Here is a 16,005-nt window from a genome sequence, read left to right on the forward strand (position 1 = left end):
AAGAGGTTTGGAGGACGCATATTGGTTAATGTCTACGGGGTCGATGTTCTTTCCTGGAACCCTATTCGCGAGAATGCAACGGGACGCGTTGGCAACGTTAATAACTTTGGCGACCTCCTTGGTCCGGTGCTTGTACGGAAACTTCTTCAGACACGGGCACTAGGGCTTTCCCTTCTTGCGCCGGCCATGCAAGCCGAAGTGCGGGGCACACTTCTGACAGTGGGGTCTATTGTCCATTTCGCCAGCGACGGTGACACCATTTGGGGATCGGGCGTGAATGGAAAGATCGGTTTGGCGCACCATAGGTTCTCGGACCTGGACGTCAGAGCTGTCCGAGGGCCGTTGAGCGGACGATGGCTTGTAAAAAACAAAGGGATCGACGATCCGGAAGTGTACGGCGATCCTGCCCTGCTTCTGCTTGACGCCATGCCCCACCTCTTCGAACTGAGTCAACAAAAAAATTCAAAGCTTGCAGTCATACCGAACTTTCACGATTTCGATGCCCTTAGGACTTTGCCGGACGTGATTAACCCACGCGGCTCGGTTGTGGACGTGCTAACGCGGCTGGTTCAAAGTGAGCAAATTGCTACGTCATCGCTTCACGGATTAGTTGTCGGCGAACTTCTAGGTATTCCTACGGCATTGTTCATGCCTTCCAAGGAGAGTCTGTTCAAATACGAAGACTACATTCTGGGAACAGGTAGACGTAAGTTACTGTGCCACGCGACTGTCGACGATGCATTAAAAGCCCTCAGAATAAACTCGGGTTTCCATGAACACCCACTCGCTGCTTGGAACCCAGATCCGCTCCGCCGTTCATTTCCATCCGATTTATGGGGGCTTGGGGCCGGCTAGGAGTCTGTATCGGCCGAGCGCCCCAAGCACCCACTAAAGTTACTGGATCACAACAATTCCTAGGCGCAATCCGCTAAACCAAACGAAAGCCCTACTGTTTCAAGTAGTCGCTGTGTAGTATGCAGGACTTGAACCGGTAGGGCGGTATCGGACTTGCAGATAGCTACTCCGGCGGCGCTGAGATCGGCGGATAGTAAGACACCAGATGAAATCCTGCAGAGGTCTCCCGCATAGGGAATGGCCAGGAACTCAGAATGCAGCCATGAATTCGACGAGACATCGAGGCTGTCCATGGTTAAGAGTGCGCCCGAATTCTTGTCGGTGGGAAGAAGCGAAACCTTAAGGCATCGCTGCTCGCCAACGCGGTTGGTATGACTCGAGTGCCTTGATCGTGAACTGACGTGGAGAATAGAATCACCGTGCGGAGAGCGGTTTTCCCCGTAGGACACCGGATCAACCCTGAGTCCTGAGTCTTGGTAGAACGCCTCGATTGCTCGTGCCACCGGAAGGGACACCGGGGCCGAAAAGGACAACCGACTACCGCTGTATCGACCGAAGACAAGGGCAGCCGCTATAGCTAGACGATCCTGGTCCAAGTTTTCGATGAGGTAGTCCATGTAGAAGGTATCGACATGTGGCTGAGTATCGCCCGACTCCGGAATGGCAAGGATTCCTGATCTGCCATACTCGTTCTTTGTCCATTGAAATTTCATTTTGTTTCCTCAGAGACTCGAAGAGCAGCGCACAGATCCCGAGCTGCGTTCGGAGAAGCTTTTGCAATCAGGAAGGCTGGACGAGCTCCCTCCTTCTGCTGCTCAAGGACCGTACTAACTGCTACCACGCACTGACTTAGGTTGGCTTGGTGCAGCACGGTGTATTGATACACGGAATCGGCATCCGATCCACTTAGAACCACACCACGAGTTTTATCCAAATCAACATCGTCAATCGTCGTTTTCGATTGGGGATCCGAGAGGACCAAGCTGTACTTGCCAGCGGCCCGCCCAGCGTGATCGGCCACAGCGTGCATAAGTATCTCGCTCGCGGAAGCAACGCCATCTTCAAATGCGGAGAACTCAACACCGCTTTTTCGGAGTGTGGCAAGGTCTGCCCACGACACTCCGGCCAGGATGTTTGTTCGTGGAAGAGCCTCTTCCCAAGACGGACTCTCCTGGGCACCGCTGACAGCTACATTTGTACCTTCTGGCGAGAAACTGTTGTCAAAATCTTGGGGCATTACGTTGCAGGTCACGCGACGCGTCACGAGATGATCAGGCAAATATGGACGAACCGATTCTTCGAACGCCTTATCGGCCATGTTCGAAAGCCACTCCTCGGAAGCGACGACCTTTGTTGGGTCGCCAGCCAAGCCATTTGCAAATTTCAACATTCGTTGTGACATCTTGGCTGAGGCCTGCTGAATTTCACCAGCGCTTCGCGTAATCTGCCCACCATGAAGACGCCTGAGGATAAGATTCTCACCCGTGTGTTTCATCCTGACGCCCGAGCGCACCATCCGAAGGGCGATGTTGTTGTCGACGCCACTTTTCAGCGTCTCGTCGTAGCGGAACTTTTTGAATACATCGGACCGTATTAGCCAGGTTGGGTGAGTAGGGTTATTGCCATATCTCAGTGCCGTTTGCATGTTGAATAACCGGTGCACCAGTCGGTGAACTTCTCCCGTCGCGTTATCAAAGTGCACTGACACGCCGAAACTACCGTGATCACCGGGTTCCAAGGATTCGAGTTGCGACTGCAGACGCCAAGGAAGCATAATGTCGTCGTCATCGTGAACCGCGATAAATGCACCCAAGGCCTGGTCTGAACCGAAATTTCGCGAAGCGGAAATCCCACGATTTTCTCGGCCAAAGTAACGAACCCTGGCGTCGCCGAAGGAATTGACGACCTCAGCCGTGTTATCCGTACTTCCATCGTCAACCAAAATTACTTCAAAATCTTGAACAGTCTGAGCGACGATCGAGTTCAGGCACTCAGCTATATATTCTGCGCGGTTGTACGTGGAAATGATGATGGAGACCAGCGGCCCGTCCTCCAAGGAAGACGAAGTCCACCCCAGAAGGTCGCCAAACATACCGGGGCTGGCCGATCCGCCAGCAAGTTGGCTGGCGTCAAACTGTGGCAGCGAATGCATCTTGGTAGCAAACGTGAAGACCCCTGCGGCCGGAGATGTCCATTCCTCCGTAAATCCGAACTGTTTGCCCCGCTGGATGAGGTCTTCCAATGCTTTGGCAAGGTCCTGAGCCGCAGGCTTTAGGCCACGCAGAGTGTGAAGGAGCCGCCGTGGAACAGCAACGGCAGAAGAGGAGCCATGTCGGGGTGCCAAGACAGTGTCTGTACGCAGTTGCCCGTCTTCGACGATAAGGCCGTCAATCTCAGACTCGTCGAGAGGGGCCAAAGGTCTGACAATTCGATGCGGGAATCTGATAATCGAATTGGGATGGCTCTCGGTCAAAAGACCTAGGGCTTTACTGGTGCCTTGTGGAATCAGGGATCCTGCTTGGACGATCAAAGCAAATGGCTGGGCAATGGACGACAGCGCTTTGTTCACTGCACCAGCAGAGGTCTGTGCCGCGGGATCATAGTAGGAGAATCCGTCTAAAGAGCTATTGACGGGATCGCCGCTCTCGCTCGCCAGAACCACTGGCTTGAGTCCAGCCCAGCGAAGTGACTTCAGCGTACGGTCAAGCGCCGTTGAGTCCGTTCCTGGTCCTGCTACGACGAGGGCGCCGACTTTTTCCGACAAATCGTCAGGCATTAGACGAGCCTTCCTTTCACGATAACGTTGAGGTCTTCCGAAATATCGGTCACAAAGTCCGAAACGGCCCAAATACCTGTCACAGCGCGTTCAGGCGTGACAAGTTTTTGCCCCCAGGGCACGACGTGCAGTCGAACTTCAGAAACGAAATCATCGAAGGACAACTTTGGTAGCGAATATGCATTTGGCTCCTCCGCCGCCAGATACTTAAAGTGGCCCTGCAGGGCACCAGAGAAGGTCCAACTTCCCGGGATGACGTTTGCTGTGGCTGGAGGCTTAACCAGGGCGACGAGTGATTTCTCGCTCACAGAGGTGCTCAGGTCCACGACAAACTCGACCGACTTCACTGGTTTAGGAAATTCCAGAACGTACTCAATAGGCGAGGGTACCGCCATATTACTCTCCCATGCCATTTACAACTATATCTAAGATGTCGTTTGTGACTAACTCTCCATAGGAAGAATTCATATGGAAATAGTCGCCTTTTGAGTAAGGACTCTCTGGGCTGGTGTCATTTATGTCTGCCAAGCCGAACTCCGACTTCGTGAAGCCAGGCATCGAGAGCGTCTGACTCGGCTGCCTGAGAATCCTAACGCCTTCGAATTGGAGTTGGTTCAGGCTATCTTCGTAGCTTTCCAGCAGTTGTTTGATGTCGTCAGACGCAACAATCTTTTCAAAAAATGAAAGATTTTTCTCTGACCGCTTGATGACCCACTCCAGCGGCATGGGCTGCTGTGCATAGAATATCGGCTTCTTCGTATGGGCCTTCAATGAATCGATGACACGCTTTGCCTTAGAGAACTGGTACAATTCCTCGATCATCGCAGAATAAGCCGAATCGGACAGAAGGTAAGCATCGCCATTTCCGCGATTCCGGGCGGATCGGAAGTCGATGTGCGTTTTCGCCAAGGCGGTAAAGGAATAATGCATGCCAAACACAATGAACGCATCATAATTTTCTACTTCAACTTCGGCAGAGTAGGCGCACGAAATATCTGTGAACTCTGCAACTTTCTCCGAATCAACAAGCAGGGTCAACGGTAAAGTCCCGTAGGTGCGCTCTATGTGGAAGCTAGCCTGCGCAGAAGGCTCAGAAGCGGCTCGCTCTTTCCATGTCGGCATAATGTGTCCGAGATGGGAATCGCCAATAAAGCAAATTTTCACTTACCGAACACCTCCAGAAGTGCTTCTTCGCAAAGGAGTTCTTCAGCTGTCACTATTTTTTCCTTTTCGTCATCGCCAACCGGTGAGTGGGAATTAAAGAAGTGCGTCATGACCTGCCTTACTCCTTCCGGAGTTACGGAGCGCAGCGTATCGTCCCAGTAGCGTCCGCGTGCAGGGCTTCCAGTGATCACTTCGAAGGACGGGAAGTATGCGACATCATCGTGCCTCTTAGCGAGGTCACCAACAGCCGCCCGAAGTACTGCTTTTGAATAGGTTGTGGAAACCAGTACATGGTCGTCGGTGGCTGTAGCAGCCAGCGCCACCGGTGAGACGGTCAAAAGAAACTTGATGTCAGGATTATGTAGCTTGATCAGGTCGCGAAGTTGTTCGAAATCGGAGACTACTTCTGCATAACTGAAGTTCTTAAAATGGAACACCTCCGGGTCGAAATCACCGCAAAGCGTACCCGGGGCCGTGGGAAAGACGGTTTCAGAGCGCCTATCCACCCACCCCTCAGTAAGGCCAAATGTGTATACCAGGACTGAAGCAGAACTTAGTAGCTTTCGAACGGCGGCCAAGTGTTGCTGTCGGTGCGTCACTACTTCGGCCTCAGTTGCGAAGCCTTCTGGCTCTACCGAAGGTCGAAGGGCATCGAAGTAACGGTTGCCCTTCTTCCATATCCAGCTACTCGGCTGGCGATGGCCGTAGGCCTCCTGTGCCAGCTGAAGAAGTTGACGGACGTAGTAGATGTTCCCAAAGCGCGCGGAGTAGACACCAAAGCCAAATTTCTCTGCAGTCTTTCGCGTCATTGCTTTTGGGGCCGGTTCCGCATCGATCACGTTGAAGCCGTTGCTGCGGAGGTTCGTGGCAATGTGCTGTGCGAAGCAACTACCGGCAGTCGCAACGGCATCATGTGCCCCAATGTTGAATTTCTTTTCGTAGAGTCCGCTAAGAGTCTCGCCTTGATTGTCCGAGACAGCAGCCCGCCAAAACGTCGTTGAGGGTCTTCCTCGGTAGGGCGAGCGCGGTTTGGTTTCCTCAAACGCTTCTTGACCTTGCACCATATTTTTGACTCCTCCGCTTAGGATTTGGCCGCACTTGATTCGGTGGATCCACCACCGAGCTTCCAGAGAACGCGGCTTGCAAACTCTCTGGAGAGCACCGTGGCATCGAACTGATCGGCGTAGCTTCGTACTTGGCGTCGAACGTCGTTTTCGAAGAATCGATCAGCCCGCTCGAAAGCCGAGACAAGGCTCTGAACCGAATTGTCCGCGACACGCTCGCCGATTTCTTCGGTCATGTTCTCCCAAATAGCCGGGACATCTGAGGCTATCACCGGTAAATCAAAGCTTTGGTATAACAAGACGGCGCCGCTATTCAACATGCGCGTGTACGGGGCAAGACCAACGTCTGCCGCCCGCATGTAGTTTTGAACCATGTGATTGGGCACTTTTTTTGGCTCAATCAATATGTCGGGGTGCTTCAGACACTTCTTTACAAACTCTGTAACTTCAGCTGATTCATCAGCCATTCCTCCGACGAGAAGGACGCGTCTGATAGACGGGTCGCCGGCGCGGAACCCATCGAAGGCCTTTAGGAGTCGATCAAGGCCTTTATATGCTTTAAGTGCCCCGAGGAGTACGTAGACGCGGTCATTTGGGCCGATACCGAACTCAAGCCGTGCATTCCGTCTCGTGACGTAGTCTTCGTACGTCAGACGGTAGTTTGGGTGCGGGACATTGACGAGCTTTCGTTTATCAATTGTTAGAGCTGCCGACATCATCTCCGCAGAAGCATCAGATAGCACGTGGAGCACATCAGCCTGCTCGGCCAAGAATTGCTGGATTTGCATTTCAAGATCGGGATACAGCGAGTCGTGAGGGATGATATTGTGGAGTGTCCAAACAATTTTCCCGCCTTTTGACTTTATGTCGTTGATTGCTGCGCGAAAATCTTGAATTTTTTTCTTAGCCGTGTTGTAGCTAGTTATCCCATGGAGAATGAATGAGGTCCAGTGAATGTGGAGAATAACATTCGAGTTGTCCGTTGGTAGCTTGAATAATTTTTGAAAATCCCAGCTCTTTACGACTGGAACCGTAGCAATATTATAGTCTTCCGCTGCCCGATAGAGCAGCGACTGATAAGGGTTTGTTCGGCCGACTGGCGTGTACCCCAAAACGTGAGGACGGCTCATTGAAGTTGCTTCAAGCATTTCAACTGCTTTGAGTGCTTCGGCGACCGGTGAATTATCTTCCTTGAAGTACCCTTTTAGTTTTAGCTGCATATTAATTCTCCCGGCGTCTCTGGATACGCGTAATCAAATATCAGGTTCGAGTCTGCAACCGTCGAGCGGGCCCATACATGTTTGAACCGAGCCCAATTTCAACGTCCGCATTAAAGTCTTCATGTCTGGGGCCAATACGGAGCAAGTGCGAGATAGCTGCCACAGTCCGCTCTGCGGCTTTGCCATCGCCATACGGGTTTACTGCGTTGGCCATGGAATCGAAGGCTTCTTCGTCGTTGAGTAAGCGTAGGACTTCATTCAGAATCCGGTTTTCGTCGGTTCCGATCAGCGCAACAGTTCCGGCGTGTACAGCTTCCGGGCGCTCTGTGTTTTCCCTCATAACGAGGACTGGTATTCCCAAGCTTGGCGCCTCCTCTTGCACTCCGCCAGAGTCAGTCAAGACCAAGTGAGCCATCGAAAGCATGCGTGTGAACTCCCCGTAGGACAGTGGTTCGGTAATGATTACGTTGGGTAAGTCCTCAATTGCCGGGAGAACCGCTTCGCGCACGATCGGGTTCTTGTGGACCGGCAGAACGATCACAAGTTCGGGCTCGGCTGCTGCTATTCGGGAAAGCGCTCGTCCCACTCCGCGCATGGCGTCGCCCTGGTTTTCGCGCCGGTGAGTTGTCACCAGAAGCACCCGGCGGTCACTGGCCGCCAGTTCTTCGAGCTGAGGATCGGAGAAGGGGAGTCTCTTGTCGACGATCTCAAGGAGCGCGTCTATGACGGTGTTGCCGGTCACGACTATTTGGTCGGTGTCAATTCCTTCAGCCAAGAGATTTGCTTTGCTGGTTTTGGTGGGAGCAAGGTGAAGGCTGGCTATCTGGCTCGTGATCTTTCTATTAGCTTCCTCTGGGAAGGGCGACTGTAGATCCCCGCTTCGGAGGCCAGCCTCCACGTGAACGACCGGAATCCCGTGATAGAACGCAGCTATGGCACCGGCTGTAGACGTCGTCGTATCGCCTTGGACGATGACAGCATCTGGCTTTTGAGTCGAAAACAGCTTGTCTAGACCATCGATCGTCCGAGTCATGATCGCCGAAAGCGATTGTCCGGGTTGAAGGATGTCGAGATCGTAATCGGGCACGATGTGGAAGAGCTCGTTCACTTGATCGAGCATCTCCCGATGCTGGCCAGTAACCGTAACGATGCAGTCGAAGTCGGAGGACTCCCTGAGTGCGGTGATAATCGGTGCCATTTTGATGGCCTCTGGGCGAGTACCGAAAATAGGCATGACGCTGGGCATGGATTCCCCCGGGAATGGCAGTAGTTGACCAGCCGATGCTACCTCACAGTCAATCGAGGTGATTAATTGTGTATTACTCCTCGCTAAGGTCTAGCCCGCGAACATCAAGGTCAGCGCCAGTACGGGGATACTGAGCGAGACCAGGATCACAAGCGTAAGCGCTACAAGCCGCTTTTGTTGGGGGGTTGCGTGCTTCGGGGGTCGCGATTTTCCGGGGCTGGGCGACTCGACGCTTTGGTGTGCGGCAGCTGCGCGGTCCTCCATTGTGGCGGCGGTGATAGGACCTTCGTTCACGCTGGCCGGGGAGCTCCTAGGTGTTAGAAGCACGGTCGGAACCTCCCCGCGAAGACGGCGTTTGCGCATGTGTCGGGGGGAGGGCGTGAGTGCTGTCTGCTGGCGGATGGCATCCGTCATTTATTCACTCCTCAATTGCGTCCAGATGGGGCGTGGGCACATCCAATTCTTGCATCCGGGAGATGACGTGCCATACCGGCTTACGTAACGGGGCCCGCGATTGAACGGGGATTGGTGGCGGAATTGGATTGCAGACCCGCGAATCGAACTACTGCCGCGGCCCCATGAGCAGGTCCGAGGACTTCCCTTGCGCTTGGAGTAGTCCATGATTCAACACCGACCATCCCGCCCTCGAAGATGCTAGGGCGGGCTGGTCGGGGCGTCCCGGGATGATAGTTAGCCGCGGTCCGAGTAGAACGCGTCATTCTTCGCCCCGGCACCGTTGGTGACATTGACCATGTAATATTTCCCCGAGCCCAGGGACGTACTTCCCAAGATGGCCGTCACCGATTCCAGCCGCGGATTGAGGCCGTGCTGTACTCCGTAAGAAGCGTTGAAGCCGACTGCCGCGACGGTCTTTTCGTAGGTTCCACCGTACACGTCTGTCCATTTCACGCTGATGGATCCACCGCTAAGGTTGTAGCCGGTTACCAGGACGTCGCCGTTTCCGTAGAATATGGAATCCGTTATGACGGGGGTGCTGCTGGCCGCCTTAGAGCGTTCGACAAGGGGCGCCCAAGTTCCTGTGCACGTATAGTACGGGTCCCACATGAAGGAGATGGCCTTCACCGGAGCGTTACCCAACTGCTGCAGTTGTCGGTCGACGCGGGCTTTGGTCGTTTGGCCGCGAAGGCTATTGTCACAGGGGTTCTGGCTCGTTGCTGGTGCCATTCCCTCAATGTTGGCCCACAACTCGGCACCGGTTCCTTCGATGCCGTCTGCCATCGCCTGGAAGTAATCACGGTTAGGAGCCAAGTACTTGCTGCCCCACGATCCGCTGCCGACCACCGACGCAGCGTATTGATCTACTCCGGTAGTGCTCTCATTGCCGAAGAAGGCACCTGCCTTGCCTGTACCCATACCGTCCTGAACAGCGATTGCCAGCGAGACGCCGTTCGCTGTTTCTGCGATGTTGCTAACTGCCTGACGAACCTGGTCTGTGGTGACGCGGGCGCCAGCGGTCTTTCTCGTGTCAATATACGGACTCACTATCGCACCCCGGGTCGGCATGAACTTAGCTATTGCTGCGTTCTGCAGGTCATAGAGCGCCAGCACGGGGTCCCAAGTGAAGCTGTCGCTCAGGGGCATTTCTGTGTGGTGGTAAAACCCTGCAAGCCCTGGCACTTCGTTTACCTTGTCCTGGTATTGGAGGAAACGCTCAGTGAATTTTGTAAACGTCGTTTGATATGACAAGTCCGGAAGATACGTTACGTCCGTGCGCTTTACGGGTGCCGGCAGGCCGGCGTAATACTTCATTCCCAGACTCGTGGCGGCCTTGCCCAGCGAAACCGAGATGGAAGAGGTGGTGCCGTTGATGACCACAACGTCGTACTTTCCGCTGGGGGATGTGCACCCACTTCCCTCCGCAGGCAATACCAGGATGGTGTAGACGGTGCTGCCGCTGGTGACGGTTTTGTCGCGTGCACACAGCAGCGCCGGCGAACCCCAGGTGCTTCCATCAGAGTAGGTAAAGTACCTGTTCACTGTGACACCAGTCGTTGCGGCCTTTGCACAGTTAATCCCTGAGATAACGCAGGCGGCCGGAATTGAAGACAATGTAGCGGGTTTCAACAGGGAACCGAAAGTGATGACGGTATCTCCGCCTACGGATTTAATGTCTGTCAGCTTTTTGGTGTTTGTGGCATCACTGGTGCTGCCATAGATGAAGTAGCCACTGATGGGGTAAACGGGCGCAGTTGCTGCGTGCGCGGCAGATCCATTAAGGGAACCCGTCAGCAGGGCAAAGGCGGCCAGAACACTGATGAGTAGTAGGCGGACTCTGGGTGGAGCGGGTAGGAGCGTCTCGGCTCTAAATGTTGGCACAACTGATCCTTGGGCTCGTAGGGTGAGACCTTGGACCTATGGGAAAATGATGCACGGGGGCAGTGGCAAACTCAATCCCTTGACGGAATCCTTCAAGCGTCAAAAGGAGATCCGGAATGTTCGTCAAAAATTCGGAGTTCGGCTTACAGCGGCAGTTACTTAGTTACGGTTTTTGTCACGACGAGGACCGGTTAAGAACCGCACTCCGGCCGCATCCACACATCAATCAAACCGCCGGTTTCAACAGCGAAGCGGTCCAGCCAAGCACCTGCAGAGAGGTCAGGCTCGGAACCCACCATTTGTACCTCAACTGATGTGCATTGCCGCATCAAAGTGCCGGCCCTCATCAGGTGGTAATCCGACGTGACCACGGTGACGGACTTCCAACCATGCTCGGCGGCCAGGGAGGCAACCGCATCGGCTTCCCCGCGAGTGTTCAGGGGATCAGGCCGGAAACAGATCAAATCCGCATCGTCGCCGGCACTTTCGCTGCACAGGGCGTCACCCTCAACGTTGCCGGACAACCCTGTCGTAGAAACAACCAGAACCGGGATGTCGAGTGATTTCTGTAGGTCCTGCGCGACCGGAAGGCGTTCGCGGCTCATTCCCCCGAGCACCACAATCGCGTCGGTGTGGTGCGGCGTGGCCTGGGGAGGAAGCGCGAAGAACTGGATCGCCAGGAGAAGCCACACGGCAAGTGCCGCCACACACGCGATGAGCGACCGCAAAGCGACGCGCGTCATGAAGGCGGTTTTGGTGGGCATGGGGACAGTTTAGGGTTCCAAACTGGACGTTCCTGAAAAAGTCCCTCCACAAAAGCCGACTACCTCGTATCAACATCCTCAAAAACCAAGAATGTCTGGGTATCCAGCACGCCTTCCATGGACTGAAGTTGGTCGAAGATCACACGGCGGAGGTGGATGTTGTCAGTAGCCCGCACCAACAAAATGACGTCGAAGTCCCCGCCCACCAAAGCGATGTGGTGCACCTCGGGGATGGAACGCAGTTGTTCCTTCAATTCCCGCCATGAGTGCTGCTGGACCTTCAGGGTCACGTAGGCCGAGGAGCGGAGGCCGGCCTTGATCGGATCCACCAAGGCGGTGAATTTGGTGAGCACCCCTTCGCCGGTCAGGCGAGCCAAGCGGGAATAGGCATGGGCGCGGCTGATGTGCACGTTCTCCGCCACTTGGGTGATGGACATACGGCCGTCCGTGGTGAGTTCGCGGATGATGTCACGGTCAACACTGTCCAGGGGGACTGCGGTCTGCTCGGCCTCGGTCTCGCTCACAGAAGGCTCCAATTCGTCTACAGCGCCGGTAGTTACCCAGCTCACAATGGCAATTCGTCTCTCAGAATAGCCCTATGCAACAAGCTCTTCCATGATTTCCCGCAATGCTGGATACGAAACATCCATCCGGACGATACTGGAAGCACATAGTGGCTAGAGAAGGACGGACCAATGACGATCCATGCAGACCACTCTGCGCCGGAAACGGCAGCGGAGGACCAGGCTGCTGACGTTCGGAGAAAATTCGGCATCAGCGTGGAGGACTACATGCTGCCCGCCCGTCACCAGATCCAGATGGTGAACCCGGACGGCACCCTCCGCTCGAAGGAGATGCAAGGCACCGAACCGGGCCATGAATACCCGACGCCAGGTGACGCGGAACTTCTGAAAGCCTACGAGCGACTCGTCATCGGGCGGCGCGTCAATGACCAGAACTCCGCGTTGGTCCGGCAGGGCCGCATGGCCGTCTATCCGTCAAGCCACGGCCAGGAAGCGTGCCAGGTCGCGGCTGCCATGTGCCTTAGTGAAGGGGACTGGCTTTTCCCGACGTATCGAGACGCCGTAGCTGTTATGACCAGGGGCGTTGACCCTGTTGAGGTAATGACCATCTTCCGCGGGGACTGGCATGGCGGCTATGACCCCAGGGAGCACAATGTCGGCATCCAGTGCACACCGTTGACCACACAGTTGTTGCACGCTGTCGGCGTTGCCCACGCTGCGAAGCTTCGCGGCGAAGACACGGTGGTCATGGCCATGTGCGGTGACGGTGCCACCAGCGAAGGTGACTTTCACGAGGCCCTCAACTTCGCAGCTGTCTTCCACCTGCCTGTCATCTTTTTTGTGCAGAACAACAAGTACGCAATCTCCGTACCGCTCAGCCACCAGTCGGTGGCGCCATCCCTCGCGCACAAGGCTGTTGGCTATGGAATGGCAGGGGAGCGCGTTGATGGCAACGATCTCGTAGCCCTGCTCGCTGTCATGGACCGTGCCGTCAAACTTGCCCGGGAAGGTTCGGGTCCCCTGCTGATCGAGGCTCATACCTACCGGATGCAGGCCCACACCAACGCCGACGACGCCACCAGATACCGCCCGGACAGCGAAGTCGCCGAATGGCAGGCGAAGGATCCGCTGACCCGCATGAAGGCGTATCTCACGGACAAGGGCCTCTTGAGCGAAGAATCCAATGCGAAGATCGCCGACCACGCTGAAGCCGTTGCTACCCAGCTCAGGGAAGGGCTTGGCGAGGACGTTCCTGTGGAACCGCAGAACCTGTTCAAGTACGTCTTCGCCAAGCAGACCCCGCAGTTGAAAGAGCAGTCCGAATTGCTTGCCGGCGAACTCGCACGTGAGGAAAGCGCAAAATGACCGTCACCACTTCCGTTAACGGCAACGTCAGCGCCGCCACGGCCAGTGCTGCTGCTTCGGCCGCAGCAACCGCAGAAGCCACGGGGCCCCAGTCCATCACTATGGCCAAGGCCCTGAACACGGCAATGTCAGATGCCATGCGGGCAGATGACTCGGTGCTGGTCTTCGGCGAAGACGTCGGCATGCTCGGCGGCGTCTTCCGCATCACTGACGGACTCATGGCCGAGTTCGGCGAACAGCGCTGCTTTGATACTCCACTCGCCGAGTCCGGCATCGTGGGAATGGCCGTTGGCATGGCCATTAACGGAATGCGTCCGGTAATCGAGATGCAGTTTGACGCCTTCGCCTACCCGGCCTTCGAGCAGATCGTCAGCCACGTGGCCAAGATGCACAACCGCACCAAGGGCAAGCTCAAAATGCCCATGGTCATCCGTGTTCCCTACGCCGGCGGAATTGGGGGAGTGGAGCACCATTGCGATTCCTCTGAGTCGTACTATGCCCACACCGCCGGCCTGAAGGTCTATACCCCCGCGACAGTTGCCGATGGCTACCGCATGCTCCGGGAGGCCATCGACTCCGATGACCCGGTCATGTTCATGGAACCCAAGAAGCTCTACTGGTCGAAGGACCAGGTGGACCTGGCCGCGTTGCGCGCAGAGCACGACGCCGGCACCTCCACTGAGGGCCGCGCCGCCGTCGCGCGTCCCGGGACGGATGCGACGCTCATCGCCTACGGCCCGTCCGTGCCTACCGCGCTCGCAGCCGCAGCGGCTGCCGCCGAAGAAGGCCGTTCCCTCGAGGTCATCGACGTCCGCACCATCGTCCCCTTCGACGACGAAACCGTCTGCGCGTCAGTGCGCAAGACGGGACGCGCCGTCGTGATTGCCGAAGCGCATGGCTTTGCGTCTGTGTCCTCCGAAATCGTGGCCCGGGTCCAAGAGCGTGCCTTCCATTACCTGGCAGCTCCGATCCGTCGGGTCACAGGCTTCGACGTACCGTTCCCGTCTCCAAAGTTGGAGCACTACTACTTGCCCAGCGTCGACCGTATCCTCGACGCCGTCGACGACCTTCAGTGGGAGGACTGACCATGAGCTCAGATATGCAGGTATTCCTTCTGCCGGACCTGGGGGAAGGCCTCACCGAGGCCGAACTCGTGAACTGGCTCGTCGCCGTCGGCGATGAAATCAAAGTCGATCAACCTATCGCCGAAGTTGAGACGGCCAAGTCCATGGTGGAGGTGCCATCGCCTTATGCGGGCACGGTCGCAGAACTGCACGGCCAGGCTGGTGAAACGCTCGACGTCGGCAAGCCGCTGATCTCGATCGCTCGCGCGGGTGCCGCTCCGGTTGCGCCCGAGGCTCCCGCTGCTGTCGAAGACGCAGTGTCGACTGGCGTAACGGCTTCGCCCGAGGTTTCAGCGGCCGCCGAGACTTACCGGACGGAGGAGAAGGCCGGCTCCGGCAACGTCCTCATCGGCTACGGGACCCCTGGCGGGGCGACCGCTGGCCGGACGCGACCGCGGAAGGGGAGTGTCGCCGTCGTCGGCTCAGTTGTTCAGGAGGCTCCGCTGGAACCCGCTTTGGCCGGCACGAGGATCCCCGGCAAGCTCAGCGCTGTCATCTCGCCGCTCGTGCGGAAGATGGCCCGGGATCACGGCGTCTCCTTGGACTCCATTGAGGGTTCGGGGACCAGCGGCCTGATCATGCGTAAGGACGTGGAAGCGGCTATTGCCACGCCCGAGGCTCCTGCCGCGCCCGCGCCGACCCGAGCGCCGGAGGCCCAGCCCGCTGTGGAAGGCGATGTCGATTCCCGGACCGGACTGGCGGTGGCTGCCCGCACGGCTGTGCGTGGCGTCCGCAAAGCAGTCGCTGCGAACATGGCCAAGAGCCGTTCGGAGATCCCGGAAGCCACTGTATGGGTGGATGTTGACGCAACAGCTTTGCTGGAAATGCGGGCCGAACTGAAAAAGCGCGCGCCACACGATACTCCCGGGCTCCTGGCCTTCATTGCCCGTTTTGTCACTGCTGGGTTAAAAAAATATCCGGCACTCAACACGCGCTTCGAAACGGTGGCCGACGGTTCGCAGGAGATCGTGGGCTTCGACGGAGTCAACCTCGGCTTTGCCGCGCAAACAGACCGTGGTCTGGTGGTTCCGTCGGTACGCAACGCCCATCAGTTGAGCGCCCGCGAACTGGACGCAGAAATTCGGCGGCTGACCGCAGTCGCCCGCGATGGCAGGGCGACCCCGACCGAACTGGGATCGGGTACCTTCACACTGAATAACTACGGCGTGTTTGGCGTGGACGGCTCAGCGGCGATCATCAACTACCCAGAAGTGGCGATGCTGGGCGTGGGCCGCATCATCGATAAGCCCTGGGTGGTGAACGGTGAGCTGGCCGTGCGCAAGGTCACCGAGCTGACGTTGGCCTTCGACCACCGGGTTTGCGACGGTGAAACGGCAGCTGGATTCCTACGGTATGTGGCGGACTGCATTGAGAATCCGGGTGGTGCGCTGGCGGACATGTAACGAACAGGGGACTGTGCGCAACGTCACGAGTCATGGATAGGGCGGGAATCATCGGTTTCCCGCCCTATCAGTAGGATTGAGCGCGTGACTAGCGAGCAGAACAAGACTTTCGACCTCTCGGCTTCCTTCAAGGCGTACGACGTCCGGGGCATCGTGGGGGAAT

The 16,005-nt window shown here is 56.5% G+C and carries 13 protein-coding genes; 4 read left to right on the plus strand and 9 right to left on the minus strand.

Going from position 1 to position 16,005, the window contains the following annotated elements:
* Positions 1-21: 21 nt before the first annotated feature.
* Positions 22-855, plus strand: coding sequence for a polysaccharide pyruvyl transferase family protein (locus tag ACIQT2_RS16335; RefSeq protein WP_402948427.1), 834 nt, complete (start codon positions 22-24; stop codon positions 853-855).
* Between the two features lie 709 nt (positions 856-1,564).
* Here the strand turns inward: ACIQT2_RS16335 and ACIQT2_RS16340 are convergent.
* The 9 genes from ACIQT2_RS16340 to ACIQT2_RS16380 form a co-directional block, all read right to left on the minus strand.
* Entirely contained in the window at positions 1,565-3,631 is a 2,067-nt protein-coding gene (locus ACIQT2_RS16340) for a glycosyltransferase family 2 protein (RefSeq protein ID WP_402948429.1), read from the minus strand.
* On the minus strand, positions 3,631-4,044 hold the full coding sequence (locus ACIQT2_RS16345) for a hypothetical protein (RefSeq protein WP_402948432.1): 414 nt from the start codon (positions 4,042-4,044) through the stop codon (positions 3,631-3,633). Before ACIQT2_RS16345 ends, ACIQT2_RS16340 begins: the two co-directional genes overlap by 1 nt.
* Positions 4,028-4,795, minus strand: coding sequence for a hypothetical protein (locus ACIQT2_RS16350; protein ID WP_402948435.1), 768 nt, complete (start codon positions 4,793-4,795; stop codon positions 4,028-4,030). Before ACIQT2_RS16350 ends, ACIQT2_RS16345 begins: the two co-directional genes overlap by 17 nt.
* On the minus strand, positions 4,792-5,859 hold the full coding sequence (locus ACIQT2_RS16355) for a GSCFA domain-containing protein (protein WP_402948438.1): 1,068 nt from the start codon (positions 5,857-5,859) through the stop codon (positions 4,792-4,794). Before ACIQT2_RS16355 ends, ACIQT2_RS16350 begins: the two co-directional genes overlap by 4 nt.
* 17 nt (positions 5,860-5,876) lie before the next feature.
* On the minus strand, positions 5,877-7,079 hold the full coding sequence (locus ACIQT2_RS16360) for a glycosyltransferase (RefSeq protein WP_402948441.1): 1,203 nt from the start codon (positions 7,077-7,079) through the stop codon (positions 5,877-5,879).
* A 40-nt stretch (positions 7,080-7,119) separates the two neighbouring features.
* On the minus strand, positions 7,120-8,325 hold the full coding sequence (gene wecB, locus ACIQT2_RS16365) for a non-hydrolyzing UDP-N-acetylglucosamine 2-epimerase (RefSeq protein WP_402948444.1): 1,206 nt from the start codon (positions 8,323-8,325) through the stop codon (positions 7,120-7,122).
* A gap of 690 nt (positions 8,326-9,015) precedes the next feature.
* Positions 9,016-10,662 (minus strand): hypothetical protein, encoded by a 1,647-nt coding sequence (locus ACIQT2_RS16370; protein ID WP_402948447.1) that lies wholly within the window; start codon positions 10,660-10,662, stop codon positions 9,016-9,018.
* A gap of 191 nt (positions 10,663-10,853) precedes the next feature.
* Positions 10,854-11,426, minus strand: coding sequence for a YdcF family protein (locus tag ACIQT2_RS16375; protein ID WP_402948448.1), 573 nt, complete (start codon positions 11,424-11,426; stop codon positions 10,854-10,856).
* 59 nt (positions 11,427-11,485) lie between these two features.
* Positions 11,486-11,950, minus strand: coding sequence for an Lrp/AsnC family transcriptional regulator (locus ACIQT2_RS16380; protein WP_397325546.1), 465 nt, complete (start codon positions 11,948-11,950; stop codon positions 11,486-11,488).
* A gap of 171 nt (positions 11,951-12,121) precedes the next feature.
* On the opposite strand from ACIQT2_RS16380, the gene pdhA reads away from it, so the two are divergent.
* From pdhA to ACIQT2_RS16395, 3 genes are read left to right on the plus strand one after another with little or no spacing between them, the layout of a single operon-like run.
* Complete coding sequence (gene pdhA / locus ACIQT2_RS16385) at positions 12,122-13,315, plus strand: pyruvate dehydrogenase (acetyl-transferring) E1 component subunit alpha (RefSeq protein WP_402948452.1); 1,194 nt, start codon at positions 12,122-12,124, stop codon at positions 13,313-13,315.
* Positions 13,312-14,400: an alpha-ketoacid dehydrogenase subunit beta gene (locus tag ACIQT2_RS16390; RefSeq protein WP_402948453.1), complete on the plus strand. Its 1,089-nt coding sequence runs from the start codon at positions 13,312-13,314 to the stop codon at positions 14,398-14,400. The genes pdhA and ACIQT2_RS16390 overlap by 4 nt, the downstream gene beginning before the upstream one ends.
* Before the next feature lie 2 nt (positions 14,401-14,402).
* Positions 14,403-15,842, plus strand: coding sequence for a dihydrolipoamide acetyltransferase family protein (locus tag ACIQT2_RS16395; RefSeq protein ID WP_402948455.1), 1,440 nt, complete (start codon positions 14,403-14,405; stop codon positions 15,840-15,842).
* Positions 15,843-16,005: the final 163 nt, after the last annotated feature.

The organism is Paenarthrobacter sp. NPDC090522 (genome assembly GCF_044769225.1).
Taxonomy (GTDB): domain Bacteria; phylum Actinomycetota; class Actinomycetes; order Actinomycetales; family Micrococcaceae; genus Arthrobacter.